The organism is Collinsella sp. TF12-2AT, from assembly GCF_003436735.1.
In the GTDB taxonomy this organism is placed as follows: domain Bacteria; phylum Actinomycetota; class Coriobacteriia; order Coriobacteriales; family Coriobacteriaceae; genus Collinsella.
Window position 1 is genome coordinate 271471 of the sequence record NZ_QSQK01000001.1, and the last position, 26082, is coordinate 297552.

Here is a 26082-nt window from a genome sequence, read left to right on the forward strand (position 1 = left end):
GCACGCTTTTGAAATATCTCAATTTTATCTAACTATCTAGGTCAGCCATGGCTAACCTTTTGAAAATTAACGATGCGGAGTAACCGATTGTCAATGTGACAAAGGGACTGTCCCTTTGCCCCTTCTTACAACTGCCAGGTAGCTGCTTCCTTTTGCAGCGCCACCATGCGGGCGAATTCTCCACCTGCCGCCTTGAGCTGCGCCGGAGTGCCCTGCTCGGCAACCACACCATCCTTGAGTACAACGATCTTATCGGCATTTTCCACCGTACGCATACGGTGGGCAATAACGATAACCGTCTTACCTGCAAGCAGACGGGAGAGCGCCTGCTGAACCACGGTCTCGTTCTCCACATCCAAGCTCGCCGTCGCCTCGTCCAACAGCACGATAGGCGCGTCTTTGAGCAGCGCACGGGCGATAGAGATGCGCTGGCGCTCACCGCCGGACAGCTTGGAGCCGTTCTCGCCGATCATGGTGTTGTAACCCTGCGGCATGCGGCTCACAAACTCATCGCAGTTGGCGGCACGCGCAGCCGCAAGCACTTGCTCATCGGTGGCGCCACGACGCCCGAGGCGGATGTTTCCCATCACCGTGTCGTCAAAGAGCAGCACGTCTTGGAACACAATGGCGTAGTCGCGCAGCAACACCTCGGGATCCACGCTCGCAACATCCACGCCGCCCACGGTGACCGTGCCTTCGGTGGCGTCCCAAAAGCGCGCGGCCAGGCGGCTCACCGTGGACTTACCGGAGCCCGAAGGACCGACCAGTGCCGTGACCTCGCCTTCCTTGGCGGTAAAGCTCACATCGGTAAGAACTTTCTCGCCGGCGCGGCCGTCCTCGCCCGCACCATAGCCAAATGCCACGTGATCGAACACCACATCGTGGCCTACGGGCTCAAACTGCTCGCTGCCCCGCGCCACGGGCTCTTCCATGATGGAACGCATGCGCTTGGCCGACGACTCGGCGGCAAACAGCTCGGACATCAGCATCAGCGCCTGATCAAAGGGCGCATAGATGCGGCTCACCATAAGCAGGAAGGCAAACATCATCAAAAAGTCGACCTGGCCGGAGGCGACCATCGCAGCGCCCGTGACCAACGTGGTGGCAATCCCCAGGCGCAGGATGGCAAAGGCGGAGTTGACCAAAAGCCCGTTGGCGAGCTCGCCTTTGGTGGTCTCGCGCTCCTCGGCATCGATCACGGCGTTGAGTCCCTCAAGATAATGGGCCTCCTGGTTGGTGGCGCGGATCTCGCGCACGCAGTCGAGCGTCTCCTGGATCGCCTCGGTGACCTTGACCTTCTCGGCACGCACATGGTCGAACACCGGGATCATGGGGCCGCGCGTCAGATACAGCACGGCAAAGGCCACGGGAACGCTCCAAAACGCCGCGATCGCCAGCTGCCAGCAAAAGAACAGCGACGCCACGAACACAATGGCGCTTGCGATGATGGCACCCCAAAGCTCTCCCAGCACGTGGCTGTAGGCGTGCTCCATAGTCTGAACGTCGCCCATGATGGTTTCGGTTAGATCGGCCAGATCACGACGGCCGAAAAACGACAACGGCAGCTTGCGCAAGCGCTCGGCGATCTCCATACGCTGCTTGCCGCACTCCTCGTAAAAGATGCAGTAGGTGTAGTAATACTGCTGCCAGTTAGAAGCAAAGAGCAACACAAAAAAGACCAGGAGGCCGCCCACGATCGGCAGGGCATCCGGCAGGTCAGCCCCGCTGGCGAGACGCTCGACAAAGCCGGCCATAACCAGGAATAAAAAGCCCATGCCGGCCATGGTAATGAGATTGGTGAGCGTGGTCCAGAAAATGCCGCGTTTTACGCCGGCGACGCCTTTATCGGATAGGAAGTACTTCTTTTGGAATGAGGCGAACATTTAGGCCTCGCCTCCCTTCGTGACAGCGGCATCCGCGGTCGCTGCAGTGATTTTCCAGCTCGCGGCCTGTTCGTATTCGGCCCACATCTTGGCATACAGACCCTCTTGGGACAGCAACTCGGCATGGGTACCCGACTCCTGCACGCTACCCTGGTTGAGCACCACGATCTTGTCGGCCCCCACTACAGTCGAGAGTCGGTGCGCAATCATAATGACCGTGCGACCCGCCGCCAGCTTGCTAAAGGCGCGCTGGATGAGCGCCTCGTTCTCGGGGTCGGCAAACGCCGTGGCCTCATCGAGCACCACGATAGGCGCGTCTTTAAGGATCGCGCGGGCGAGTGCCACGCGCTGGACCTCGCCGCCCGAAAGATATGCTCCGCCGGCACCGAGTATGGTATTGATGCCCTGTGGAAGCTTGGCCACAATGTCGTCGCACTGAGCTGCGGAGAGGGCCGCACGCACTTCGTCGTCAGTGGCCGTAGGCTTGGAAGCGCGCACGTTATCGGCAAGTGTTTGCCGGAACAGCTGGTTGGTCTGGAACACGAAGGCGACCTGGTCCATAAGCTCGTGCGGGTCCATGTCGCGAACGTCCACACCGCCTACGAGCACACGGCCTGCGGAAACATCCCAAAAACGCGGGATCAGGCTGGCGCAGGTTGACTTACCGCCGCCCGAGGGACCCACCAGGGCGAGGGTGCTACCCGCGGAAACGCTAAAGCTCGCATGGTTGACGGCAGGCGCCTCGGCACCCTCGTACGTAAAGCTCACGTCCTCAAATCGCACATCGCTGCCAGCAGGGTGCTTGGGCAGGGCGGGCACGGAGAGCTGCTTGGAATCCATAACGCTTCGGATGCGAGCCAGCGAATCGGCACTCATCTGAGAGGCCTCGCCCACAAACATGAGCTTGGTCATGGCCGTCGGTACCACGGCCGAAAAGATCGCGTAAAACGTGAAGTTTGCCATAAAATGCGCGAAGTCCGTCTCGCCCGGCGCCAACAGCAACGCCACGGGCAACAGGAATGTCACAAGACCATTGAGCGCGGTAAGGTTGAGTACCTGCGGACCTCGGCAAAACGTGCCCGCATAGCTTTGTGCCATATCGGCGTATTCGGCGATCGCATCGTGGAACGCCTTAAAGGAGTAGACCGTCTGCTGGAATACCTTGACCACGGGGATGCCGCGTACGTATTCGGTGCCGGTCTTGTTCATCTTGACCAGCGCGCCCATGTAAGCCTTCATAAACTCGGCGCCCTTGCCGCTCATCATGGCGGCCATGGCGCAAAACGAAACGACGACCGAGATTAAGCATGCCGCGCCCAAACGCCAATCGAGGGCAAATAGCAGCACAAGCAGACCCACGACCATGGCGGTGGCACCGGCGATATCGGGCAGCATGTGCGCGAGCAGCGTCTCGGTGGAGGCGGCACAGCCGTCTACGATACGGCGCAGCTCACCGGTGGCGTGCGCGTCAAAGTAGCCGAGCGGCAGCTTAAGCAGATGCTCGCTCGTAGCCTTGCGGATATTGGATGCGCAGCGAAACGCGGACAGGTGCGTGCACATGAGCCCCACGAAATAGACCACGATGCTTGCCAGGGCAAAACCAACAGCCCACCAACCATACATCGCGATGTCGGCGGCCTCGCTCCAGTTGGGCGCCACGGCAATCAGGTCTCGCGCAACAAGCCAGATGCACACGTACGGGCCAAAGCTCAACAGCTGCGAGAACGCCGAGAGGGCCATGCCCAAATACGTTAGGAATTTACGGTCACCGGCATGTGCAAGTAGCTCGCCGATGCCGCCGCCTTCCTTTTTTGATCCCTTTGCCATGAGATTCCTTTCTAACGGCTTGAGAGTTAACCGTAAGAAACTTATCATGGGCGTGTTAGCCAGGGCACACAATTGGGCCAGGCGTGGACGTTTTCGCAAATGAAGGGGACGCTTTTGAAAATGCGGCGGGCAGCAACCGATATAACCGAGCTCTACGCACCGCAGTTTGAGCAGTTTGGCCTGGAGCTTTCCGGCAAGGGCGCCGTCTTTACCGGCGAGGTGGCAAACGATCGGGCACACGGACGCGCATGGATCATGCCCCTTTCCCCCACCTGCATCGTCATGGAGCATTTCATTACCCCGACGCACAACATGCAGCTAGCCGAATACACGCCCGAACCGTACGCGTGCGTGAGCGAGGTCAGCGCGCCCACGCTCATGTGCATGCCCGAAGCCGGCATAACGCCTGCGAACCTCAAGCCGCTGCATGGACCGTGGCCGAACAGCGCGATCTGCAGCTTTGTCCAAGATAGCTGCGGTGAGGAGCTAAGCCCGCTGTTTGCAGGGCAGCTCTACCACTCGCGCTCGGTCCTCTTTTTGCCTGGATATTTTGACGAACTGGAGCACCGCTATCCCACCGAGTTCGCAGGGGTCTTTGAGGCGTTTGCCGAGCCATGGCACGAGGAAGCGACGTCCGCCATCTGCCACACACTGCACCGGATTAACGAGGACCGCGCCCGCACCGTAGGCGGACACGTCTATATGCAAGGCATCGTGGAGACCATGGTCGCGGAGCTCGCCTGTTCGCGCGCGGCCCACAAGCAGGCGCAGCAGGCGGCAGACACACGCGCCAGCGTGACCATTGCCGAGGAAGCAACGGTAATGATTGAGCGCGCGCTCGACAAAGGCAGGCGTGTGGGTATCAACGAGGTGGCCGAGAGGCTCTACACAAGCCGCTCCAAGCTATGCGCCACCTTTAAAGCCCAAACTGGCGAGTCCCTGGGCGTCTACATTCGCAGACGCCGTATGGAGCGAGCACAGGACCTTTTGGCCGATAGCGCGCTCACGATAGCGCAGGTGGCAGAGCGTCTAGGCTACCCTCAGCAGGCCGCCTTCGCCCAAGCCTTCAAGCAACACACCGGCACCACCCCCACCACCTGGCGCTCCCAACATTTATAAAGAATGAGGGCGCCAACGACGCCCTCATTCACCAAATTCAATCCAGCCCACCTGACCCGAACGGCCGAGTCGTCTGGCCGGGGAAGCCCCGAGTCGCCGGGGTGTTTGCTCCAAATGAGTTCCGCATGCAAAGAAGGCCACTAAATGTGGCCTTCGTCTTGCATAGGACTGTTTGAAATTTGGAGGAAATACCCCGGCGACTCGGGGCTTCCCCGGCCTCGCAGCTACGAGAGCGACGTTCTCAGCAACTCGTTGAAGAGCTTCGGGTTGCCCTTGCCGCGGCTCGCCTTCATGCACTGGCCCACCAAAAAGCCGATGACCTTCTGGTTGCCGTCACGATACTGCTGCGCCTGATCGGCACAGTTTGCCAGCACCTCGTCCACGATCGGCTGCAGCGCGCCGGCATCGCTCACCTGACGCATGCCGCGCTCGTCGACGATCTTGTTGGGATCGTCGCCGGTCTGAGCCATGGCCTCAAAGACCTCGTGCGCCTGATTGGAGCTGATGGCATCGGTCGCCAGCAGCTTGGCGAGTGCCGCCACCTGAGCCGGCGCGATGCCGGACTCGGCGAGCGACACGCCCGCGCCCTTAAGGTAGGCGATCATCTCGTTGACCAGCAGGTTTGCGACCGTCTGGGCCTCCTTGCCGGCCATACCGGCAGCGGCGGCCTCAAAGAAGTCGGCAAACTCCGGGTCGCCGGCGATCTGCTCGGCGTCGGCCGCCTTAATGCCAAAGTCGGCCTCAAAACGGACGCGCTTGGCATCGGGCAGCTCGGGGATCTCGCCACGGCAGCGGTCGATAAACTCGTCGTCCAGGTCGAACGGCGCCAGGTCGGGGTCGGGGAACAGACGATAGTCATCGGCCGTCTCCTTCACACGCATGACCACGGTGCGCTTGCGGCTGGGCTCCCAGTGGCGGGTCTCCTGGTAGATAATGCCGCCCTCCTCGAGCACCTCGGCCTGGCGGCAGATCTCGTAGGCAAGGCCATCGTGCAGACTCTTAAACGAGTTAAGGTTCTTGAGCTCGGTCTTGGTGCCCAGCTTGGTCTCGCCGCGGCGGCGCAGCGACACGTTGCCGTCGCAGCGCATGGAGCCCTTCTCCATGGAGCAATCGGAAATGCCCAGCGTCACAAAGATGCGACGGAGCTTCTCCATAAACAGGCGTGCTTCCTCGGGCGTGCGCAAGTCGGGCTCAGTCACGAGCTCAATCAAAGGCGTGCCGCAGCGGTTGTAGTCGACGAGCGACTCGGCCGCGGCGGTAATGCGACCCTCGGCGCCACCCACGTGGACCATCTTGGCGGCGTCTTCCTCCATGTGGATGCGCAGGATGCGGATGGGCACCGTGTAGGAACCGTCCTCGCGACGCTCGGGCATCTGCAGGTTGGACGCGTCATAGCTGGCCAGGTGGCCGGCGCGCTGATTGCCCTCGCGCATCGTGGAGGACATGGACGTGGACAGGCCCTCGGCATTGGCCGAGGCGCTCGCCAGGCTCTGAGCCTCGGCCTCGCCAAACGCGCAGTCGGGGCGCTCGGCGGCACCGCGACCGGTCACGTCCAGGTCCAGGTGACCGTACATGGCAAAGGCGACCGGGCCCTGCGTGGTCTGGAAGTTCTTGGCCATATCGGGATAGAAGTAGTGCTTGCGGTAGAACATCGAGTGGCGCTGGATCTCGCAGTTGGTGGCGAGACCGGCCTTGACGATGCTCTCGATGGCGCGCTTGTTGGGCACTGGCAGGGCGCCGGGCAGGCCCAGGCACACCGGGCACACGTTGGCGTTGGGCTCGTCATCGTGGCTGAGCTTGCAGTTGCAGAACATCTTGGTATCGAGTGCGGTGAGCTCGGTATGGATCTCCAGGCCGATCACAGCCTCCCAATCCTGCAGGACCTCGGAAAGCTCCTTCATTACAGCTCGCCTCCCTTCCCAGCAAAATCGGGCGCGACGGAAAGCGCGGGCGCACCCGTGGCGGCATCGGCAAAGCCGCGCTCCAAGGCGCGGGCAAACGTGAGCAGCTGACGGTCCTTAAAGGCCGGACCCACCAGCTGGGCAGAAACGGGCAGCTTGCTGTCCTCGCCCAGGCCCAGCGGCACCGAGATTCCGCCGTTGCCGCAGATGTTAAGCGAAATGGTGTACAGGTCGGAGAGGTACATCTGCGTGGGATCGCTGATCTCGCCAAACTTAAAGGCCGTGCGCGGCGAGGCGGGCATGAGGATGGTGTCCACCTTGGCATACGCGGCGTCGTAGTCCTGCGTGATGAGCGTGCGGGCCTTTTGCGCAGCGTAGTAGTACTTGTCGTACACGCCCGAGCTCAGCAGGTAGGCGCCGAGCATCTGACGTCGCTTGGCCTCGGCACCAAAGCCGTGGGCGCGCGAAAGCGAGCTCTGGTCGGACAGGTTGGCGCAGCCCTCCTCCTGATAGCCGTAGCGAATGCCGTCGAAGCGGGCCAGGTTGGAGAACGCCTCGGCCGGGCCGATGACGTAGTAGGCGGCGATAGCGGCGTCCAGGTGCGGCAGGTCGACCTCGACCAGCTCGGCGCCCTGGTTCTGCAGCTCCTGGGCGGCGCGCTGAACAGCGGCCTTGACCTCGGGGGTCAGGCCCTCGGCCTCCATAAACGCGGGGATGATGCCCACGCGCTTGCCCTCGATGCTGTCGTTGAGATGCTCGGTAAAGTCGACGGCGCAATCCTGGCTGGTGCAGTCGTACGGATCGTGGCCCGCGCCGGTAAGCGCGTTCATGGCCAGCGCGACATCCTCGACCGTGCGGCCAAAGGGACCCACCTGGTCGAGCGACGAGCCAAAGGCGACCACGCCGTAACGGCTCACGGCGCCATACGTGGGCTTAAAGCCCACCACGCCGCACAGCGACGCCGGCTGGCGAATGGAGCCGCCGGTGTCCGAGCCCAGCGAGAGCGCGACCTCGCCCGCGGCGACGGCGGCAGCGGAGCCGCCCGAGGAGCCGCCAGGCACGCGCTCGGTATCCCAGGGGTTGTTGGTGCGGTGGAACGCCGAGCTCTCGGTGGAGCTGCCAAAGGCAAACTCGTCCATGTTGGCCTTGCCCATGGGCAGGCAGCCGGCATCGAGCATGCGCTGGACGCAGGTGGCGGTGTAGACGCTCTGGTAGTCCCCGAGCATGCGGGAGGCGCAGGTGGTGCGCGTGCCCACGAGGTTCATGTTGTCCTTAATGGCCAGCGGCACGCCCGCGAGCGGGGGCAACGGCTTGCCTGCGGCACGGTCGGCATCCACGCGCGCAGCGGCCTCGAGCGCAAGCTCGGGCGCCACCTGCAGGAATGCCTGGACCCCGCCCTCGCGCGCCTCGATGGCGGCAAGGGAGGCCTGGGCCACCTCGGTAGCGGTAAAGTCGCCGGCGGCAACGCCCGCGGCGATCTGGGCGGCGGTAAGGGAATCGAAGCTTAGCGCCATTACTCGCTCTCCCCCTCTCCCAAAATGGACGGCACGCGGAAGTAGCGGTCGCGCGCGCTGCCGGCGTTTTCGAGCGCGACGTCGAGCGGCAGATCGCGCTCGGGCTCGCGCAGGTCATCGCCCATCACGTTGGACAGGCTTCCGATAGGATGGAACGTGGGCTCCACGTCGGGCAAGTCATATTGCAGGACGGGTTCGAGCATCTGGACGGCGTCGTTCATGTAGGACGTCATCTGGGTGAGCTCGTCATCGGTCAGTGCGATCTTTGCGTACTCGGCGATGCCGCGCACGTCTTTCTCGCTGAGTGCCATAGGCGCTCCCTTCCGCATAACAGTTAAACCGCTCTAGTATACAGGGCAACGCCGCTTGGAGCAGGTGCTTTACCCAAATGCAGCGAAAACGTAACGAGAGCGGTGGATTGGCAGGCGACGGGCCGGCGATTCTGCAGCAAAACCGCACCGTCCATAGCGAAAACCGTCCCGTCCGCAACGAAAAGCATCCCGCCCGCAATGAAAACCGTCTCGCCCACAACGAAGACCATCACAACATTCGACACTTTTCGCCAAAATCGAAATTTTCATCGAATGTTGTGATGGTTTGGAAGCCCCGACCACCACAAAGGTGCCTGTCCCCTTTGTGGTGGTTCTGGACGATGTCTTATGCCGAGGCCTTGGCCTTGCGGTGCTTGCGGACCGCGTGGATCACGATGTCCAGCAGCAACAGCACAATGGCTAGGACCACGATGAGCACGGCAAACTCGCGCTTGCCCCAGTGGCGGCCGGCCAGCGACTTTTGCTTGTCGACGTCCTTCTTGTTGTACTTGGTGCGCACGCAATGCACCAGCAGGCGATGGTCGTTCACGCCGTAGGGCGTGCAGGTGACGAGCGTCACCTTGTCGGCGCCGGGCTCGATGGTCAGCGACTCCATCTCCTCGGGCAGCACCACCTCGGAGTCCACCATCTTGTAGGCGAGCGTCTTGTTCATGGTGTGCAGCAGCACCAGGTCGCCGGGCTCCAGCGAGTGGATGTCGTCGAACATGCTCAGGTTGCGCATGCCCGAGTGCGCGGTGAGCACGCAATGCGTCGAGGTGCCGCCCACCGGCAGGCTCGTGCCCTCCAGGTGGCCGACGCCCGCCATAAGGACTTCCTCGCTCGTACCGTGGTAGATGGGCATGCTCACGTCGATGGAGGGGATCTCGACCCAGCTCATCATAGGGTCGCGGTCAAAGATGAGCTGCTGAGCGTAGGGCTCGATCTGGTCGGCGGGAAGCTCGGTGGCCTCGCCCGCCAGCTGTTCGTTAAAGGAGCGCGCCTGGAGCAGGATGCGCTCGCGCTCCTCGGCAGACAGCGCGTCCACGGTGCTGGACACGGTGCTGATCTGGTTGAACACGCCCGAGGCCTCGAGCCGGTCCAAGATCCACGGCCAGGTCATAAGGCCCACGCCGATAAGGATGATGACGATGGTGATGAGCCGGTCGGCCCAGCGCGGCAGACGCTTGCGGCGGCGCTTGGGCTTTGGTTGAGGTTTGGGCTGAGGGCTTGAGCCGCCGTTGGCCGCAGCGTTATTGCTCTTCATATGTTTGGCGCCCTGCACCATCGCCGGTCACTCCTCTACAACTCAGGTTGTCTAAACAAATAATAGCCGATTAGCAAACTCATGCACCGGACAACGCAGCTAGGACCGAAACGCCGCCTACGGTTCGAATTCTTGGAGACCTTCTACAGCGCTTCTTGCCATGGATATTCCTTTCCAAACATGCGATCGACTTCGAGTTGAATTCGCTCATCGTCGATTGCCGCCAAAGATAGCGCAAGCGAAATGTCATCGACACGGGAGGAGTTGGCAAACACGGGCGCATAGCGCCACACTTGGATCATCGCCGTTTCGTTATCCGGCAACTCCCCGTCTGCGACTTCGAGGTCACTCAGTTGACGCCATGCACTTCTTAAGACGGCCTTTTGTTCCATACCCGGCGCAGCGAGCATCGAACGCGCAGCGAGCGCCGTCTCCCCGGCGTCAACAAGATACTCGATCTGCGGCGTCTTCCTTGCAAATAAGACCTTCAAGACAGGCGAGGAGAGCTCTGCCATGTGCTCACTGAGCAGAAGATCAACGGCAACAGGGAACACGACGACACGTCGCTCGCAACGCTCGCGCCTCGCGAGCCCCCTGTCAACAAGCTCGGTTATGGCCTCACTCGCGCGGCTTGCCGAGATCCCAAGCGCACGACAAAGGTCATGGGGGCGATATGGCTCCTGGGCTGCTCCCCAGATTGCGGCAGCCTGTGCGTTGGGTGACATCTTGGTCGCGTGATTGCGAAACCGGGCACCGCCCCTCTCCGTGCAGGCCGTGCCCATAAATGGAAGAAAAGCCTGTCTGCCGGGGCAAACAAACGGAATCCCTTGTGCGACCAATGCTTTGCGCTGACGTGCATCGGCATCAGGAAACGAAACGACAACAGGAGTCTCCGCACGCAAGGCTAGCTGACTATAGACCCTCTTAGCCTCGGGAAGCCCGACGCCAGTAGGCAAACTTGCAAGCAAAAACGAAAAACCGTTTGCGTCAACAGCGCGGACTTCAATCGCCCGCAGATGCAGCGGCAAGCGTGCGGATCCAGGCCAAGTTTTGGTCTTGGCGGAGAGGCCTAGTGCTTCTTGTAAGTAGATTAACGCTTCGTTCATTTCCATTGTTTTCGTTCGATTCCAGTTTGTATTGGAATTATACATAATTTTCGGAATTAAAGAGATACCGTTCGTGCCTAAGCCTACATTTGAGTTTTCAAAATATCCCGGATCGGCGGGGGGATTCGGGATACAATCTCAATAGAAAACGACGCACCCCGCGTAAATGTTTGGGAGCGCGGGCGGCCTAGTTTTCAGTTTTTGTTAAATGCCCGGGATCCGACCCCCGGGCATTCTTATTTGCGCTTTCGGCGCAAATGCCGTCCACCGTCCGTATCGCGCGTGCGCCTACGGACCTTAAACCGAACCTCATACGAGTCAAGAAACGCGATGACGAGCGTGCCCGCATCGGACGATGGAGGCTGACTGCGTTATCCCAAAAAGAACGGGGCAGACTCCAGTGCGGAGTCTGCCCCGAAAAGAGAATGGCAAAGCAAGAGCGTCAATGGACGAGAAAAGTGTCCGCAAGTCTCATGGCCATCGCATCCCACCTGCCAAAGGGATGGGTGAGCGAGCGTTACTCCTGCTCGGACTCCTCGGCCTGCTTACGGCTGCGGATGAGGTGCGCCACGCCGATGCACAGCACCGCGCCACCAGCGATCCAAGTGAAGGTCACACCGTTGAGACCGGTCAGCGGGAGGCCGACGGACTTGGTATTGCCGACGTTGATGGTGATCTCACCGGTGGCGGCGTTGGTGCCGGCGCCTTCCGTGCCGTTCAGTTTGTTGTCACCGGCAGTGTCGTCAAGCGTACCGAAGGCGATGTCGTTGCGGCCCTTGTCGTACTCGGAAACCTCCGCCTTAAGCTCCGTCACCTTCATGGTCACGGCGTCATACGTCGGGGTGATCTTGAAGGTGAAGGGTTTGGCCTTGGTGTAGGAGTCGCCGGGGGCCTTGACCTCGGTCACCTTGTAGGAGCCGGCGTCGAGGCCGGAGACGGGGATCTTGCCGTCTTTGTCGGACGTGAACGTCACGTAGTCAGGCAGGTGGTTGACGTCGGCAACGGTCACGAGCTGGCCCGCGACGACGCCCGCGGTGGGGTCGTCCTTCGAGGCGATATACTGGTCTTGAGTGTTCGAATCAGCGGACTGGATGGTGAAGACGGCGCCCGCAAGGCCCCTCTCGGTGCCCTGGTCGACCTTGTTGAGGTTGAGCTTGAACGCGAAGTCGGCGACGGTATCCTCGATCGTCTCGCCCGTGCCCTCGGCATACGGGTTGTTGGAGTACTCGAGCTTGACGGTGTTGGGGTTACCGCCCTTGTTGCCGTCGGTTGCATTGCCAATCACGGCGTTGCCGTTGAGCTTTGCCTTGTAGAAGACAACGATCTTGGTGTCGGCGGTCACGCTCGCGACGTCCTTGAGGCCCTTCTTGCCGTCTCCGGTCTTGAACTCGACCGTCAGCGTGTTGTTGTTGCTAGCATCAGCATCCGTCACGGTATAATTGCTCGACTCAATCTCGCTGTAAGTCTCGCCGTTCAGCGCGTACACCTTAACCGAGCCTTTGACATAGTCAAGGCCATTGGAAAGCCCGTCGGTGAACTTGTAAGCATACGTGCCAAAGGTAGCGTAGTTGCTGGCGATCGTGCCGGTAAGCTTGTAGTTAACTTCCTGGCCGATCTGGGAATCGGCGACATCATTCCATTTGTTGGAGCCCTTGATGTCGGTGGCATCGGCGGCGTCGGCATCGTCGAGGACCTTCTTCTCGACAGTAGGCACGCCCTTCTTTGGCGTAACGGTCGTCGCGTTCACGCCGTCGATCACGGCGTAGACGGGAGAGGTGGACACATCGGTCGACTTGTCAGCAGGCTTACCGGGAGTAGCGGTGAGGAAGAGCCAGTAGCCGGCGCCGAGTCCGGAAAGGGATGCACTGCCCTCGCTCGTCACCTTCCAGGTGGTGCTGTTCTTCAGGCCATCGGCAATTAGACTGAGAACGTTGTCGCTAGCAACCTTCGAATCGGTCCCGGTAACTTCAGATTTGGTGCTAAGCCAATCGGCAGCATCCTGTGCGTTCTCGCTTTTGTAGGATGCATCCTTTTTCTTGATGGCGTTTACGACAGCAGTTTGGGCATCGGAGCTGGCCCATTCGATGCTACTCACCGTCGTATTCCCACCGGTCGTCGTGACCTTTGCCTTGAAGATCTGGATACCCTTATAGGTCGTGGACGCAGCGTAATCGGCGTCCTCGAACGTGACGGTCGACCTCGTACCCTCAGCAAACGCCATGGTCACGGGCGCCATCACGCCGCCGAAGCTCAGCGCTGCCGTGAGGCCGGCGGTTACTGCCAGGCGTGCGATGTTCTTGCTCATGCTCATCTTCTTTTCCTCCGTTTTCCGTTTGATTCTCATTCGATCGGTCATCATCTGTCTGTGTCTTAGCATCTACTTCGCTACGTCTCGCCCCGCTCTCTGTGGGGCTGCCAGCTACTCTTTATGGCTGCCACCTCCCCGCTTGACCAGGAGCGCGACCACGACGAGCGCGGCTCCGGCGACCGCTGCGGCGGCCGCGGCGTACATTGCCATATCGCCAGTCGAGGGCATAAAGCCTCCGGTGGTAATGCTAGGGGGTGTGCCGGTGGGCGTGTTGATGAGCGACGCCTCCAGGCTGCCCGTCGACCCGTCCGCGCTGTCGGCGCGCAGGGGCGACTCGGCCGTGATGGTGAGCTTGGGCTTGGCGGCGGCCACCTGGTCGACGTCCAGACCCTCGGCCTTGACCATCACGGAGCGCGTGCCCTCAAAGGCGGTGTAGCCCTTGGGCGCCTTGAGCTCGCGGACCTCCAGCTTGCCCGAGTCCACGCCCGAGACGGTCACGTGGCCGTCCTCGCCCGTGGTGACGGTGGCCTTGCCCTCCGCATCCCACGTGCCGTCGGCCGCCAGTGTGCGGCCGCGGTCGTCGGCGATGCTCAGGACCGCCCCGGCAAGCGGCTTGTCGCCGTCGCTGCCGCGCTTGGTGAGTGCGAGATCCCAGGTGTAGGCGCACGCGTCGTCGCTCGGCGTGCGGGTGAAGCCGGCGTCGCCGGACTGGTCGGCAAAGGGAGAGCGCGGGTAGCGCAGGTAGACCTCGTTGGGGTTGCCCTTCGCGATGCCGTGGTTGCACGCGCTACTGAGCGGCGCATTGTACACGGCGACCACGCGAGCGCCCGCGGTGAAGGCGTCGGCCCCGCCGAGCGCGGCGATCAGGTCGCCGGTGCGCACGGTGAAGGTCTTGCCGTCAGCCGCTACCTTGGTGGCGCACTGGGCCGTGATGTCGGTCCAGCCCTTCGCGGGCTCGGTGCCGGCGCGTCCGTCCTTGCCGGCCGAGACGGCGTCGAAGCCGCCGTCCGCGCCCGCCGCCACGTACACACGCATGCTCGCGGCCACCTTGGAGGGGTCGAGCCCCGCGCTCATGGTGTCGACGAACCGCACCGTATAGGTGTCGTAGGCGGTGAGCCCGGCCGGGACCGTGGCCGAGAGGCGCCAGTACAGGTCGTCGGCGACCGTGGCGTCGGCGGCCTTCTGCCATGCGGCGGTGCTGTCCTCCAGCACGTGCTTTTGGACCTTGGGCGTCGCGGCCTTGGGCTTGACGGTGACGGCGCTGCCGCCGACCAGGGCCATGATCGGCGCGGTGCCGGCCTCGTTTTGGGAGATGGCGTCGTCTTTGGCGACGATGAGCCAGTAGCCACAGGGCAGCTCGGCCGTCGTGCCCGCGTTAAGGGCCACGGACACGGCGCCAGAGCTCTGGAGGGAACGAGCGAGCTGTGCGCTCAGCGCGCTCGTAAGGCGGGAATCGGTGTTGAGCCACTCGGCAGCTTCCTGTGCGGTGGTCTGGGAATTGGGCATGCCGGCGCTGTGCAACACAGGCAGCGCGGCGTCGCGCACGGCATCGCTTGCCCAGACAAGGTCGGTGGCGATCTTGGCGTCGTTGTCGTCATCGACGACGTTGGCGTCAAAGATCTGGTAGGCGTCGTAGCTGCGCGCCACGGTGCCTGTCACCGTGATGGATCCGGTCGCGCTCGGCGCGGCCTGCGCGGATGCGGGGAACACAACCGCGCAGGTGCCGATCAAGAGGGCGAGCAGCGCAAACAAGATCGGGAAGGAGCAAACTTTCTTATTCACGACGCTCGCCTCCCTTCGCATTCGCCTTGCGACGAATGTGCATCCAGGCCGCAGCAGCGCAAAGCGCCGCCGCGCCGGCAAGGTACGTCAGAGTGACGCCCGACATACCAGAAAGGGGCAGAGTGGTGGAGTAGGTGTTGGTGAAGGTGGAGTCGGGAATGGCGTCGGGCGCGGCGGCGGAGGGTTGAACCACGACGCCCTGCCCGTTCTCACCCAGGGCGTTGCCCATGTCGTCCTTCATCTGCGTGACCGTGGTGGAAGTGGTGAGGCCGGAGTACTTGCCGGCCTTATTCAGCTCGGCCTCCACCGTGACGGCAACCTGGTACTCGGCCTTGGAGTAGCGGAGCTTATCGATGGCACCGGTGGTAGGCGCGACCTCCTTCACCGTGTAGGTGTAGGTCCTGGCGTAGTCACCCGCCGTACCGGGGGTATCGGACAGGTGCGACTTGTTGAACGTCATGGCGCCAAAGGTCGCCGTGATGTTGTTGGGCTTGTCGGCGTCGGTCTCCCTTGCCTTTGGGGCAACAGAAATCTTGGGCGCTTCGGGCATGGGGGCTTTGGCTGCATAGTCACCCGTAGCCACAATGCTGAACTCGAACGGCACATAGTTGCCGTCAGCATCCTTCGGCCAATCCGTATTGCGAACGGATTTGGTCACCGGGATCTTCACGGACGTAGCACTGCACTTGTCGGAGATGTACGTAGTGCCGCCAACGATGTTCGGCTGCTCGTTCTCTTTCCACGTAATGGAGCCGTTTGTGCTGTCCACCGTGAACTTGTAGGTGTTCTTGTTCAGTTCGTAGCCAAACGGAGCCTGGGTCTCAACAAGCGTGTACGTGCCCGGCAGCAGGCCCTCGAGCTTGAACTTGCCAGGCGCGGTGTCGGTGTCTACCCACGTGGTATCGCTCGAAGTCGACTGGTCGCTCACCTGATCTCTCACGGTCCAGGACTGGTTAACGGCCGCACCATCGGCGTCATTAGTCTTGGTGAGTTTCCACTCAGAACCAGCCAAAGGAGTGTGTTTTGTGTCGCCCTCCCCCACCTTGGTCCAAGACACCGTACCGGTGATGATCTTGGTGTTGGGAATGGCACCTGTGGGGTTATTCTCGAACGGAACATTTTTGCCGTTCTCATCCACGTAACCCTGAACGTAGTTCGGCTTCTCGCCAGTATTGTTCATAGTGGCATAGTAGATGGTGTCTGACTTCTGGTAGCCAGCCGGCGCCGTCTCCTCTTTGATGTAATACGTGAAGTAGTTGGTATCGTTGGAATTGCCGATGTTTGCCTTCTGGTTCAGATAGTTGAACTGAAGCTTGCCATCACCCGAAGCGTAATCATTTGCGCCACCGTCAGTCACCGTCACGATAGCGTCCTTGCCCGCGACAGCATTCTCGACAGAACCATAGATAGCCCACGAGGAACCAGGAAGCGACGTGTTGCCGTTCGCCGCATCGACCTTGCTCCACGCAACGGCGGAGCCGTCGGGCGTATACGACCCAGACCACGGGAAGTTGTGACGCTCCTGATCCATATCGATGACGGAAGCCGAGTTACCCTCACCAAATGCTGCGGCAACCTTCGGGCTGTTCATTGAGAAATCGACGCCCACATAAACGCGGCCGTTGGTAGTCACATGGTCGTCGAAACTTCCGTTGGGAACGAGAATCGATCCGATCATAGCCGCCGCAGGATCGTCGTCAGTCCACTTGGCACCGGTGGCTGTGCCGCCGTATCCCCAGTCCGCGCGGTTTTCTCCCGCGATGCCGCCTCGAATGGTAAGGCTTTGCGTATCGACAAAGTTCCACATGATGGACTGGGAAGCCGTCGCGTATGCCTCGCCCAGCTCCTTGCCGGAATATTGAGTTTCGTAACCACGCGAAATCTCGGTACCGTTCCACCAAAAGCGCCAGCCATTGTGAAACTCAATATTCGAAGATCCGGTAACGTTCACAACAACCGAGGCGCCCTTGGGAATGCCCTCGAATGCGAAATCAACGCCACGATAATACTCGTTGTTGTATGTATTGCTCAGCTGAGAAGCATCGATGGTGAACACCTGCTGCATAGAGGTGTTGTCGCCCTTAAACGTGATAAGACGCTCGCTATTCTTGAATTTCTTACCATTGAGCGACGTATCGGCGCAGTCCGAATATATGGTCTTATACGACTCATCAAACACCAGGCCATAATTACAATCCGTCTTGTCGTACTTGTTGATTACGTAGTTGTTGTGATTGCTCGCGAAACCAACCTCGAGCGTGCCGGTATTTGCAAACGAGTTGAGCTGTTTCGATAGCTTCGAGAGGTACCCATCTTCACCGTTGTAGCTCGAATAATCGTTATTGTTGACATTAGTCAAATCAACAGTTTGATTGAACAGGTTGCTTTCCTGAGAGTTCATGCCCTCGTACCAATTACCCTGCGTTGTCACCACGGATTGGCGTTCATTGTTATCGCGCCAGTATGTGATGGGGCCTGCGATCTGCGCAGTGTAGGCAAAGCCGGAAGGAGTCGCGCCCTCAGAAGATTTCTGCCGTCCGACCCAAGCGCCTTTCTTCCAAGCGCCAACGGTAGTCGTCTCCGGCGAGTCGCCGCTATAACCAACGCTCATCTTGGTGATCGCACTTTTAATTCCGGCCACCGCAAGCACGGTGCTGCCGGCGACAGGACGGAACTGGGAACCAAAACCAACGGTGCCAAAGCGGAAACCAGCACCAATTGATTGATAGGGCCAGCTCTCTTTGACTGGATTCATGGCAAGCTTGCCACGGACCAAGGTAAGGCCCTCCGCCTCAGCGGCATATGAGCCGGTGGGGGCGTTCTTCGCATCAAGATTACTAGTGTCGCTCGGCTTACCACCGATGTACATGTCGCGGCCGACGTAGGTGGCCACGCCGGGATCGGGGGTGGAGACATCGATATTCGTACCGATACCGATAGACGTGGGAACATAAATTCCCTTCTCCACGGTGGCCGTCGCTCTCGCTGAAGCCGCATTCGCACTCTGAGCCTGCTCAGCACTATTTGAAGAGCCAGCCTCGCCGCCATTGGTCTCGTCGCTATTCTGGTTTTCGGCATCCTCGCTGGTGTTATCTACAGCAGCGGACTCACTTGAGGAACCCCCCCCCATTACAGTTTCCTCGGTAGAAACCGTCTGGGCATCGTTGGCAATGGCCTGCGAGATCGGGGGCATGACGAGCGACAGTACCAGGCTCAAAACGGAGGCTCCGCACAAAACGCCTGCCAGTACACGGCGCGTCGCTTTATTACTCTGCTTAGATTTGTCCGAATTCGCTTTCATCGATGTCTCCTCCCCAAGAGACCGCGATCTTGCTCTTTCACCATCAAACGTATCTGCGCAATCTGTAATTGCGCTCGTTTAGTAATGCAATATTAACGATTGTTTAAACATCTGAGCAACAAAACCGACATTTTTGTAGCGAGTTCTCAATTCTCTTGACATTTGCTCAGATTTACCTTCGTTTATTCGCTATCTATTTTTTGTTTCTGCTGGTAATTTAGTTGCGTATTATTTTTTAATGGCATTAGTTTTATTTGCACAACATTTTGCTCAAGAGCGAGCATCCTGTGAACGGTCGAAAATCGACCGTGAGCGGGGGTCATTAACCGGGATGAATATCCTACCAAATTGATGAGAATATCTAAAAACCCATCGGTGGTTAGAAGCATGATGTTCTGACGACCATATTTGAATTTGCGCGCAGATTTTAGGTATCAATTCGCCCAAATCGCCTGAGGCCACCGCAAAGGCGCCTGCCCCCTTTGTGGTAGTTCCCCCCCCCCCGCTACAGCAGATGTTCCTCAATAAAGATCGCGATGCCGTCTTTGTCGTTGCTGGCGGTTACAAAATCGGCGGCGGCGCGGGTGGCGTCGCTGCCGTTTGCCATAGCCACGCCCACGCCGGCGTCAGCCACCATGCAGGTGTCGTTATCGGCATCGCCAAACACGCAGATGTCCTGGAGATCCATGTCGTTGAGCTCTGCCACGCGCACAAGGCCGCGCGTCTTGGACACGCGCGGATCCATGAACTCGTAGAGCCGCTGCGTGGTTTGCAGAGCCGCCGCCTTAACAGTGTTATCGGCAAACGTCGACGCCCGCTCAATCACCCGCGGCATTACCTCGGGCGCCATGGTAAACATCACCTTGGGCTGCGGCTCGCGCAAAAACTCGGCAAAATCGACCACCTGGTAGGGCACACCGTCGACGCGCGACAGGTGCTCGACGCACGCGTTGCTCTCGGGTACGTAGAACACGCCGTCTCGGGGGCAGACGGGCGTTGCCGGAAGGTCCGCCATGTGCTTGCAGATGCGCGCGATGGTCTCGCCCGGCAGCGGATAGCTCAGCTCGTTGATGTCGTGCGCGCGGTCGATGACCTCGGCGCCACCGCAGCCCACCATCACGTCCACCAGGCCTTCGATGCCCCAGAGCTCGTACATGGCCTCGGTCGCGTGGGCGTCGCGCCCGGTGCACAGGCCAAAGAGCACGCCGCGCTCGCGCAGGGCGCGAATCGCCGCCACGGTGCGCGGTGACACCGTGTGCTGGCTCGTGAGCAGCGTGCCGTCGATATCGCAGAACACGGCTTTGATATGGCTGAAGGTGGCGTCCATGGGGGCCTTTCTGAGTTGTGCGGCGGTGTGGGGTGTATTCGCAAACGGCGTACATGGTATACCAAGGCACAGGCGCGGCCCGTCAAAGCAAAAACCACCACAAAGGTGCCTGGCCCCCTTTGTGGGGGAAGTGGCGTTTGTGGGCCAAACCATCACAACATTCGATGTTTTTCGGCAAAATCGCGATTTTCATCGAATGTTGTGATGGTCTTTACTGCCTTGCGGCACGATCAAAATGCCGGCGCCCAAACAGCAGCAACGCCGCGGGGACTGCCGTCACGACCATGCCTGCTCCGATGAGCGTCTGCTGCACGCCAAACGTCGCCGCCAGCCACGGAGCAATCGCCAGCGGGGCCACGCCAGCGAACATATTGCCAAAGCCCATGACCGAATTGACGCGACCAAGCTGCTCGAGCGGCGCCGTCGTCTGCACGATGGTGTTGTGGAGCGGGTTGACGACACCCCAAGCTATGCCCAGGGCGACCTGACCGACAAGGGCCACACCCACGTACGGCGTCCCCACATAGAGCAGGCTTCCCAGGCCCACGGACATAAGTGCCACGAGCAGCGTTTTTAGGTTGACCAAGTGCGGCGGCAAGCGGAGCGCGAGCACGGCACCCAGTACCGCGCCCACGCCCGAGGCCGACGAGAGCCAGCCCATCCACTCAACGCCGACGCGTAGGACATCGCGATAGAAAAACGACTCGAGCGGATCGAAGGCTCCGTAGCCAAAGTTCGAAAGAAAAATGATGCAGAAAAGTAGCGCGAGGACACTGTTGGTGAAGACTGTCTTGATGCTGGCTGCGAAGGTGGCGCGGGTGGATGTGCTGGGGTTGGAGCTTTGTCCCGCACGCTCCCCTTCCTCCGCCGAATCGGCATCCGCATCCCCGGCGACATGGCTGGTCTGCGGCCTAAAGCCCCAACCGGCGATGAGCGCCAGCACGGTAAAGAGCATCATGAGAACAAACACCGCGCGCGACGACGCAGCAGCCGCGACAAAGCCACCCAGCGTGGGGCCAACGATGATACTCACGTTTGAAAACATGGCGATGGCGGAGTTGATGTCTTTGAGCTCGACAGGATCGTCGGTGAGGTAGGCCGGATAGGACGTGGCGATAGGCTGGGCGAATCCCATCACAAAGCCCAGAAACACCGCGCCGAGCAGGACGACGCCGGTCGCGCTACCAAAGGCGATGATTGCCGTGCCAGCTGCAAGAGCGCCGATGATGCTCAGCAAGAAATGGCGGCGCGGACCCCAGGCGTCGAGCGCAGCGCCACCCGCAAAGGATCCCAGGATCACGAAAACGTTCATAAACAGAACGGCCAGCGATGTCGCCACGACTGAGGCATCGTCTGCATAGGTGAGCGTTCCGATGACGCCGATAAAATAACTGGTCTGAAACCCGGTGTAGATGAGAAAGCGCATCGCCACCAGCCGCTTGGCCTGCACGGACAGCGATGATTGAGGCTTTGAGAAAAGAGATGCGAGCATGGAGACTCCTTGTTTCATACGAATACGGGCGGTGGGCATTCGCCACCGTCTGTCAAATCAATCTATCCGCATGAAACATTAAGGACGCATCAGGACCCTTCTCTCCGTTTTTCGCCCGTCATGAACTACTTGGTAGATTGTAAGGCATGTCCCACACATCTACCAAAGCAAAAACCACCACAAAGGCGCCTGGCCCCTTTGTGGTGGTTGCGACGTTTACGCTGGTTGAGACTTGGCTAGGCCAGGTCGGCGCCGTTGGTGGCGATGACCTTCTTGTACCAGAAGAAGCTGTCCTTGCGGCTGCGGGCGAGCGTGCCGTTGCCGTCGTTGTCCTTGTCGACGTAGATGAAGCCGTAGCGCTTCTTCATCTCGCCGGTCGAGGCGCTCACCAAATCGATGCAGCCCCACATGGTGTAGCCCATCAGGTCCACGCCGTCCTCGATGGCAATCTCCATCTGCTTGATATGCTCGCGCAGGTAATCGATGCGGTAGCCGTCGTGAATCGCACCGTCCGCCTCGACCTCGTCCACCGCGCCCAGGCCGTTCTCGACGATCATCAGCGGCACCTGGTAGCGGTCGTAGACCTCCTCCAGGTAGTAACGCAGGCCCTCGGGGTCGATCGCCCAACCCCAATCGCTCTTCTTGAGGTACTCGTTGCCGGCGCCACCAAAGATGTTGCCCTGCTCCAGCAGCACCGGGTCAGCCGTGGCCGTGGCGCTCATGTAGTAGCTAAAGCTGTAGAAGTCGACCTTGCCGGCGGCCAGCGTGGCGGCGTCCTCGGGCGAAACCTCCACGTGCACGCCTTCGCGGCGCCACACGCTGGGCGCCCACGAGGGATACGCACCGCGCACCTGCACGTCGCCGCAGTAGAAGTTCATCTCGCGCTGCTGCTTTTGTGCGGCCAGAACGTCTGCCGGATTGCACGTGTGCGGGTAGCAGGCGTTGCCGGCGATCATGCAGCCGATCTTGTTCTGGGGATCGATCTGATGGCCCATGGTGACGCACTTGGCGCTCGCCAGGAACTGATGGTGCAGGGCATCGAAGCGCGCCTGCGGGTCGTCCCAGTCGCAGTCGCCAAAGGCCATGGGCGTGTCGGTTGCCTCGGGCACCATGCCGCCGCCCATCACGCCGCCAAAGCCGCCCATGAGCAGGCAATTGATTTCGTTAAAGGTGAGCCAGTAGCGCACCAGGCCCTTGTACTCGGTCATGACGGTGCGGGCGTAGTTGAGGTAGAAATCGATGAGCTTGGGGTTCTTCCAGCCTCCGTAGTTTTTGGACAGACCATAAGGCAGCTCATAGTGGCTAAGGGTGACCATGGGCTCGATGCCCTGCTCCTGACAGGCCTGGAACACACGGCGGTAGAACTCGATGCCGGCCTGGTTGGGCTCGGCCTCGTCGCCGTTGGGGAAGATACGGCTCCAGTTGATGGACATGCGGTAGCACTTAAAGCCCATCTCGCCAAAAAGCTTGATGTCGTCGAGATAGTGATGGTACATGTCCACGGCCTCGTGGCTGGGATAGTGGTACTGGGGCAGAATGCCGTCGGTAATGTGGCGCGGCTCGGAGACCGTGCCGCCGGTCATGATGTCGGGAACGCCGAGGCCCTTGCCGTCCTCGTTGTATCCGCCTTCGCACTGATTGGCGGCAGTGGCACCGCCCCACAGAAATCCATCGGGAAAAGCCATGTTGGCTCCTTTCGTACGTGTTGGGATGTTGCGTGGACGCCGAAGCGGCGTCCACGAGGTAATTTGCGTCCCGATCGGAGTTCGCGTTGAGTCGGCCGCCACGAAACCGGCCCATCTACTACGTTTAGTCGTGAACCCCCGACCACGCCGCAATTGTCAAAAATAAAACCGCAGGTAGACGGCTTGGCGGTTTTCGAAAAACCACCGTGTGGTTGGCCCCTACCACTTAAACGTAGTAGATGGGCCGGTTTCGTGGCGAGGCATGTTGCGGGACGCGCACGGACCGACCCATCGAAACTATGCCGGCTTAAGATATGCGGACGGAGCTGACGGAGACGACGTTTGCCCAGATAAAACCGACCAAAATAAACCTGTCCCTTATTGGCAGGTTCAAAACCATGCCGGTTTACGGGGCAGAACCAGTGCCCCTTGAGCATGCCAGAAACGGCAAGGACAAAACCGCAGGTAGGAGGCTTGTCAGTTTACGGAAAAACGGGGTATGGTCAGCACTCACCGTTTCAGCCCCGTAATCCGGCATGGTTTTGATTTGGGCAGTCGCTCGGACGAGCGCATGGCATCTAGCCCCTTTGAAAAAAACCGGCGGGGCGCTCCCCCCCCCGCCGGCTTGGTACCGAGTCTTTGTCGTTTGGGCTACTTGGCAGCCTCGGGCTTGTAGGTGGCAAACTCGATCGCAAAGCCCACGGCGGCACCCACGAAAGAGGCAACGATAGCCCAGATCATGTGGTTGATGCCGTTAACACCGGAGGGGTCGATGAAGGACAGCCAGTTGAAGACGCCCAGACCACCGGACATGTACACCACGGCGCCGGAGAGACCAATGATGAGGCCGCCCACAGCAGAACCGATGCTGGCGTTGATGAAGGCCTTCTTATCGGGCAGGGCGACACCGTAGATAGCGGGCTCGGTGACACCAAAGAAGAAGGCGGAGATCATGGCCGGCAGCGCGATACCGCGGAACTTCTCGTCCTTGTTCTTGAGATACATGGCGAAGAGCACGGCGCCCAGCGAGAAGGAGTGGGCGATAACGGAGCCCAGGATGTAGTCGTGGCCCAGAGTGGACAGGTTGACCAGCGCGATGGGCACGAGCGACCAGTGGAAGCCAAAGATGACCAGGCACATCCAGAAGGCACCGACGAGGGTGCAGCCCAGGAGGGAGCCGATCATGGGCAGGCCAAACAGCAGCGCGAAGAACTCACCAAGCAGGTTGGTGATGAGCGTGGCGATGGGGCCAATGACCAGATAGCCAAGGGTGACGGTAACGGTGACGACGATCAGCGGGGTGAAGAACATCTTCATAGAAGCGGGCATCCACTTCTTAACCCAGTGCTCGAGGGTGGAGCCAAACCAGACCATGAGCAGGATGGGGATAACGGAGCTGGTGTAACCCGAGGCAGGCATGATGAGCGGCAGGCCCAGGAACGTGGTGTACCAAGAGAAGGTGCCAGCAAAGCCGAGCTCGACGGAGCCGACAACCTCGCCCGAGGTCAGGGCAACCATGGTGGGATACACCAGGGCAAAGGCGATGGCCATGCCGTTGAACTCGCTCATCTTGAACTTCTTGGCCGCGGTAAAGCCAAGCACCACGGGCAGGAAGTAGAACATGCCGTCAGCGACGGTGTAGAGCAGCGTGTAGGCGCCGTCGTTGGCAAAGCTCGGGACCAGGAAGGTAGCGAGCGCCAGCAGGCCCTTCATGATACCGGCAGCGGCGAAGGTGCCGAGCATGGGGGCGAAGATGCCCGAGATGAGGTCGATGATCACATCGGTAACGCCCTTGGGAGCGGCATCGTCGTCATCGGCGTCGACGGCGCCGCCGTCGCTAAAACCGCCGGCCTTGAGAACGGCGTCGTAGACGTCCTCGACGATGTTGCCCACAACAACCTGGTACTGGCCGTTGGCGTGCATGACCTTGATGACGTTGGGCAGCTCGGAGATTGCCTCGTCATTGGCCTTCGACTCGTCCTTGAGCTTAAAACGAACACGGGTAATGCAGTGTGCGACGCATTTGACGTTGGACTTGCCGCCAACCAGCTCTACGATCTGGGCAGCAAGATCGTCGTATTTACCTGCCATGATCTGTCCTCTCTTTTCCAAATTTCGACAAAAATATCCCCTACCGCGAGCCGGTACCTTGCCCGCAGTTAGAAACCAAAAAGAATTGTTGCGATTGCCGCCGGGCTGGCGGCTTTACTCACTCGGTCTGCGAAGCCGATCGCAGACGGTTGATATGCATCATCAGATACAAGAGCTCCTCGTCCGAGCAGCTCTGCTTGAACTCTTTCTCGAACACGCGGTTGATGGCGTACGCACACTGGTAGGCCTCGGGAAAATCGCGGGCGGCCTGCATAAACAGTGAGGAGTTCTCGGTCTGCGTGCAGCTGCCCTTAACAAGGCGGCGAACCAAAAAGCGCAGGTGCGCAAGAAAGCGAATGTAGCAGTACGACGCCGTGTCGAGCGAGCAGCCGAGCTGCTTTTCCACGGAATGGGTTACCTCGTCAAGCACGCGGGTGCTCTTCATGATGAAGTCCATGTCCTTGGCGCGGCCCATGCCGTCGACCTCGGCGTTAACGATGTGGAGCGCGATGCTCGTGGCCTCGTTCTGACCCAGCTTGGCGCCGGTGTGCTTTTGCACGATGGCGAGCGCGGCCTGACCGATTTCGAGCTCACGCGGGTAGATGAAAGCCACCTCATGCTCGAGCGGGTTGGGAGCGCTGATCTGGTCGTCGTCGCGCTGAACGGCAAACTGCAGGTGATCTGCCAGGATAAAGGGCAGGCCACCGGACAGCTTGCAACCAAGCTGCTGGGATGCGAAGCAGGCAATGTCGCTTGCCGCGAGCAGAACGTCGTCGGGAAGTGTGCCGACCATATCCTGCAGGCTCTCGGGAACGTTATAGAATTTGCGCTGGATGAGCGACTCATCGGCAAGCTCGTAGGGCATCTCGTGAAAACCGATGCCCTTGCCAAAGACAACAACCTCTCGGCCGTCATCGCTGGCGGCGAGAGCAACGTTATTGTTGATCTTCTTTAAAATGAGCATGAAAAAACTCCTCGGACATCGGCGCTAGACGACGGGGCGATATTCCTCGTCTTCTATTATGCGCAAGTGATGCCTCCAGAGGAGTAACAAACTTGTGAGCACGTGGGCGATTGTAGGATGAAACTTGCATGCAGCGTAAGCCCCATTGGTGCGAAAGTCCGCTGAACGGTAGGAAATCGCCTGTAAACGGCAAAACCACCACAAAGG

At 60.2% G+C, this 26082-nt stretch carries 16 protein-coding genes; 1 reads left to right on the plus strand and 15 read right to left on the minus strand.

Features of this window, described 5'->3' with window-relative positions:
• Window positions 1-125: 125 nt before the first annotated feature.
• A complete protein-coding gene (locus tag DXD24_RS01150; RefSeq protein WP_117563625.1) occupies window positions 126-1883 on the minus strand; it encodes an ABC transporter ATP-binding protein in 1758 nt (585 codons plus the stop codon).
• The gene (locus DXD24_RS01155) at window positions 1884-3710 is read right to left on the minus strand and encodes an ABC transporter ATP-binding protein (RefSeq protein ID WP_199407959.1); all 1827 of its coding nucleotides are present in this window, start codon (window positions 3708-3710) and stop codon (window positions 1884-1886) included.
• A gap of 120 nt (window positions 3711-3830) precedes the next feature.
• Here DXD24_RS01155 and DXD24_RS01160 point away from each other — a divergent pair, with 120 nt between their 5' ends.
• Complete coding sequence (locus DXD24_RS01160) at window positions 3831-4829, plus strand: AraC family transcriptional regulator (RefSeq protein WP_158550113.1); 999 nt, start codon at window positions 3831-3833, stop codon at window positions 4827-4829.
• A 224-nt stretch (window positions 4830-5053) separates the two neighbouring features.
• On the opposite strand, the gene gatB is transcribed toward DXD24_RS01160, so the two are convergent.
• The 13 genes from gatB to DXD24_RS01230 all read right to left on the minus strand — a co-directional run bounded on the left by gatB (window position 5054) and on the right by DXD24_RS01230 (window position 25875).
• Window positions 5054-6730, minus strand: a complete 1677-nt coding sequence (gene gatB, locus DXD24_RS01165; protein ID WP_117563627.1) for an Asp-tRNA(Asn)/Glu-tRNA(Gln) amidotransferase subunit GatB — start codon at window positions 6728-6730, stop codon at window positions 5054-5056.
• Window positions 6730-8244, minus strand: a complete 1515-nt coding sequence (gatA, locus tag DXD24_RS01170) for an Asp-tRNA(Asn)/Glu-tRNA(Gln) amidotransferase subunit GatA (RefSeq protein WP_117563628.1) — start codon at window positions 8242-8244, stop codon at window positions 6730-6732. Before gatA ends, gatB begins: the two co-directional genes overlap by 1 nt.
• Window positions 8244-8555 carry an Asp-tRNA(Asn)/Glu-tRNA(Gln) amidotransferase subunit GatC gene (gene gatC / locus DXD24_RS01175; RefSeq protein ID WP_055250987.1) on the minus strand — a complete coding sequence of 104 codons (312 nt, stop codon included), beginning with the start codon at window positions 8553-8555 and terminating at the stop codon, window positions 8244-8246. The genes gatA and gatC overlap by 1 nt, the downstream gene beginning before the upstream one ends.
• A gap of 346 nt (window positions 8556-8901) precedes the next feature.
• Window positions 8902-9819, minus strand: a complete 918-nt coding sequence (locus DXD24_RS01185) for a class C sortase (RefSeq protein ID WP_158550115.1) — start codon at window positions 9817-9819, stop codon at window positions 8902-8904.
• Between the two features lie 143 nt (window positions 9820-9962).
• Entirely contained in the window at window positions 9963-10931 is a 969-nt protein-coding gene (locus DXD24_RS01190; RefSeq protein WP_117563631.1) for a MarR family transcriptional regulator, read from the minus strand.
• A 511-nt stretch (window positions 10932-11442) separates the two neighbouring features.
• A complete protein-coding gene (locus tag DXD24_RS01195) occupies window positions 11443-13230 on the minus strand; it encodes a SpaA isopeptide-forming pilin-related protein (protein WP_158548897.1) in 1788 nt (595 codons plus the stop codon).
• Window positions 13231-13344: 114 nt separating this feature from the next.
• On the minus strand, window positions 13345-15015 hold the full coding sequence (locus DXD24_RS01200) for a SpaA isopeptide-forming pilin-related protein (protein ID WP_158548898.1): 1671 nt from the start codon (window positions 15013-15015) through the stop codon (window positions 13345-13347).
• A complete protein-coding gene (locus DXD24_RS01205; RefSeq protein ID WP_117563634.1) occupies window positions 15008-18316 on the minus strand; it encodes a SpaA isopeptide-forming pilin-related protein in 3309 nt (1102 codons plus the stop codon). Before DXD24_RS01205 ends, DXD24_RS01200 begins: the two co-directional genes overlap by 8 nt.
• Before the next feature lie 505 nt (window positions 18317-18821).
• Entirely contained in the window at window positions 18822-19643 is an 822-nt protein-coding gene (locus DXD24_RS01210) for an HAD family hydrolase (RefSeq protein WP_117563635.1), read from the minus strand.
• A gap of 211 nt (window positions 19644-19854) precedes the next feature.
• Window positions 19855-21135, minus strand: a complete 1281-nt coding sequence (locus DXD24_RS01215; RefSeq protein ID WP_158548899.1) for an MFS transporter — start codon at window positions 21133-21135, stop codon at window positions 19855-19857.
• A gap of 236 nt (window positions 21136-21371) precedes the next feature.
• Entirely contained in the window at window positions 21372-22820 is a 1449-nt protein-coding gene (locus DXD24_RS01220) for a glycoside hydrolase family 1 protein (RefSeq protein WP_117563637.1), read from the minus strand.
• A gap of 651 nt (window positions 22821-23471) precedes the next feature.
• Window positions 23472-24911, minus strand: a complete 1440-nt coding sequence (locus DXD24_RS01225; protein WP_117635881.1) for a PTS transporter subunit EIIC — start codon at window positions 24909-24911, stop codon at window positions 23472-23474.
• 118 nt (window positions 24912-25029) lie between these two features.
• The gene (locus DXD24_RS01230) at window positions 25030-25875 is read right to left on the minus strand and encodes a PRD domain-containing protein (protein WP_117563639.1); all 846 of its coding nucleotides are present in this window, start codon (window positions 25873-25875) and stop codon (window positions 25030-25032) included.
• Between the last annotated feature and the right edge of the window lie 207 nt (window positions 25876-26082).

Coding starts and splice junctions, on each gene's coding strand:
- DXD24_RS01160 (WP_158550113.1), top strand. CDS start 3,831: ATGCGGCGGGCAGCAACCGATATAACCGAGCTCTACGCACCGCAGTTT.
- DXD24_RS01205 (WP_117563634.1), bottom strand. CDS start 18,316: ATGAAAGCGAATTCGGACAAATCTAAGCAGAGTAATAAAGCGACGCGC.
- DXD24_RS01195 (WP_158548897.1), bottom strand. CDS start 13,230: ATGAGCAAGAACATCGCACGCCTGGCAGTAACCGCCGGCCTCACGGCA.
- DXD24_RS01185 (WP_158550115.1), bottom strand. CDS start 9,819: ATGAAGAGCAATAACGCTGCGGCCAACGGCGGCTCAAGCCCTCAGCCC.
- gatB (WP_117563627.1), bottom strand. CDS start 6,730: ATGAAGGAGCTTTCCGAGGTCCTGCAGGATTGGGAGGCTGTGATCGGC.
- DXD24_RS01220 (WP_117563637.1), bottom strand. CDS start 22,820: ATGGCTTTTCCCGATGGATTTCTGTGGGGCGGTGCCACTGCCGCCAAT.
- DXD24_RS01230 (WP_117563639.1), bottom strand. CDS start 25,875: ATGCTCATTTTAAAGAAGATCAACAATAACGTTGCTCTCGCCGCCAGC.
- DXD24_RS01225 (WP_117635881.1), bottom strand. CDS start 24,911: ATGGCAGGTAAATACGACGATCTTGCTGCCCAGATCGTAGAGCTGGTT.
- DXD24_RS01215 (WP_158548899.1), bottom strand. CDS start 21,135: ATGCTCGCATCTCTTTTCTCAAAGCCTCAATCATCGCTGTCCGTGCAG.
- DXD24_RS01210 (WP_117563635.1), bottom strand. CDS start 19,643: ATGGACGCCACCTTCAGCCATATCAAAGCCGTGTTCTGCGATATCGAC.
- gatC (WP_055250987.1), bottom strand. CDS start 8,555: ATGGCACTCAGCGAGAAAGACGTGCGCGGCATCGCCGAGTACGCAAAG.
- DXD24_RS01150 (WP_117563625.1), bottom strand. CDS start 1,883: ATGTTCGCCTCATTCCAAAAGAAGTACTTCCTATCCGATAAAGGCGTC.
- gatA (WP_117563628.1), bottom strand. CDS start 8,244: ATGGCGCTAAGCTTCGATTCCCTTACCGCCGCCCAGATCGCCGCGGGC.
- DXD24_RS01190 (WP_117563631.1), bottom strand. CDS start 10,931: ATGGAAATGAACGAAGCGTTAATCTACTTACAAGAAGCACTAGGCCTC.
- DXD24_RS01155 (WP_199407959.1), bottom strand. CDS start 3,710: ATGGCAAAGGGATCAAAAAAGGAAGGCGGCGGCATCGGCGAGCTACTT.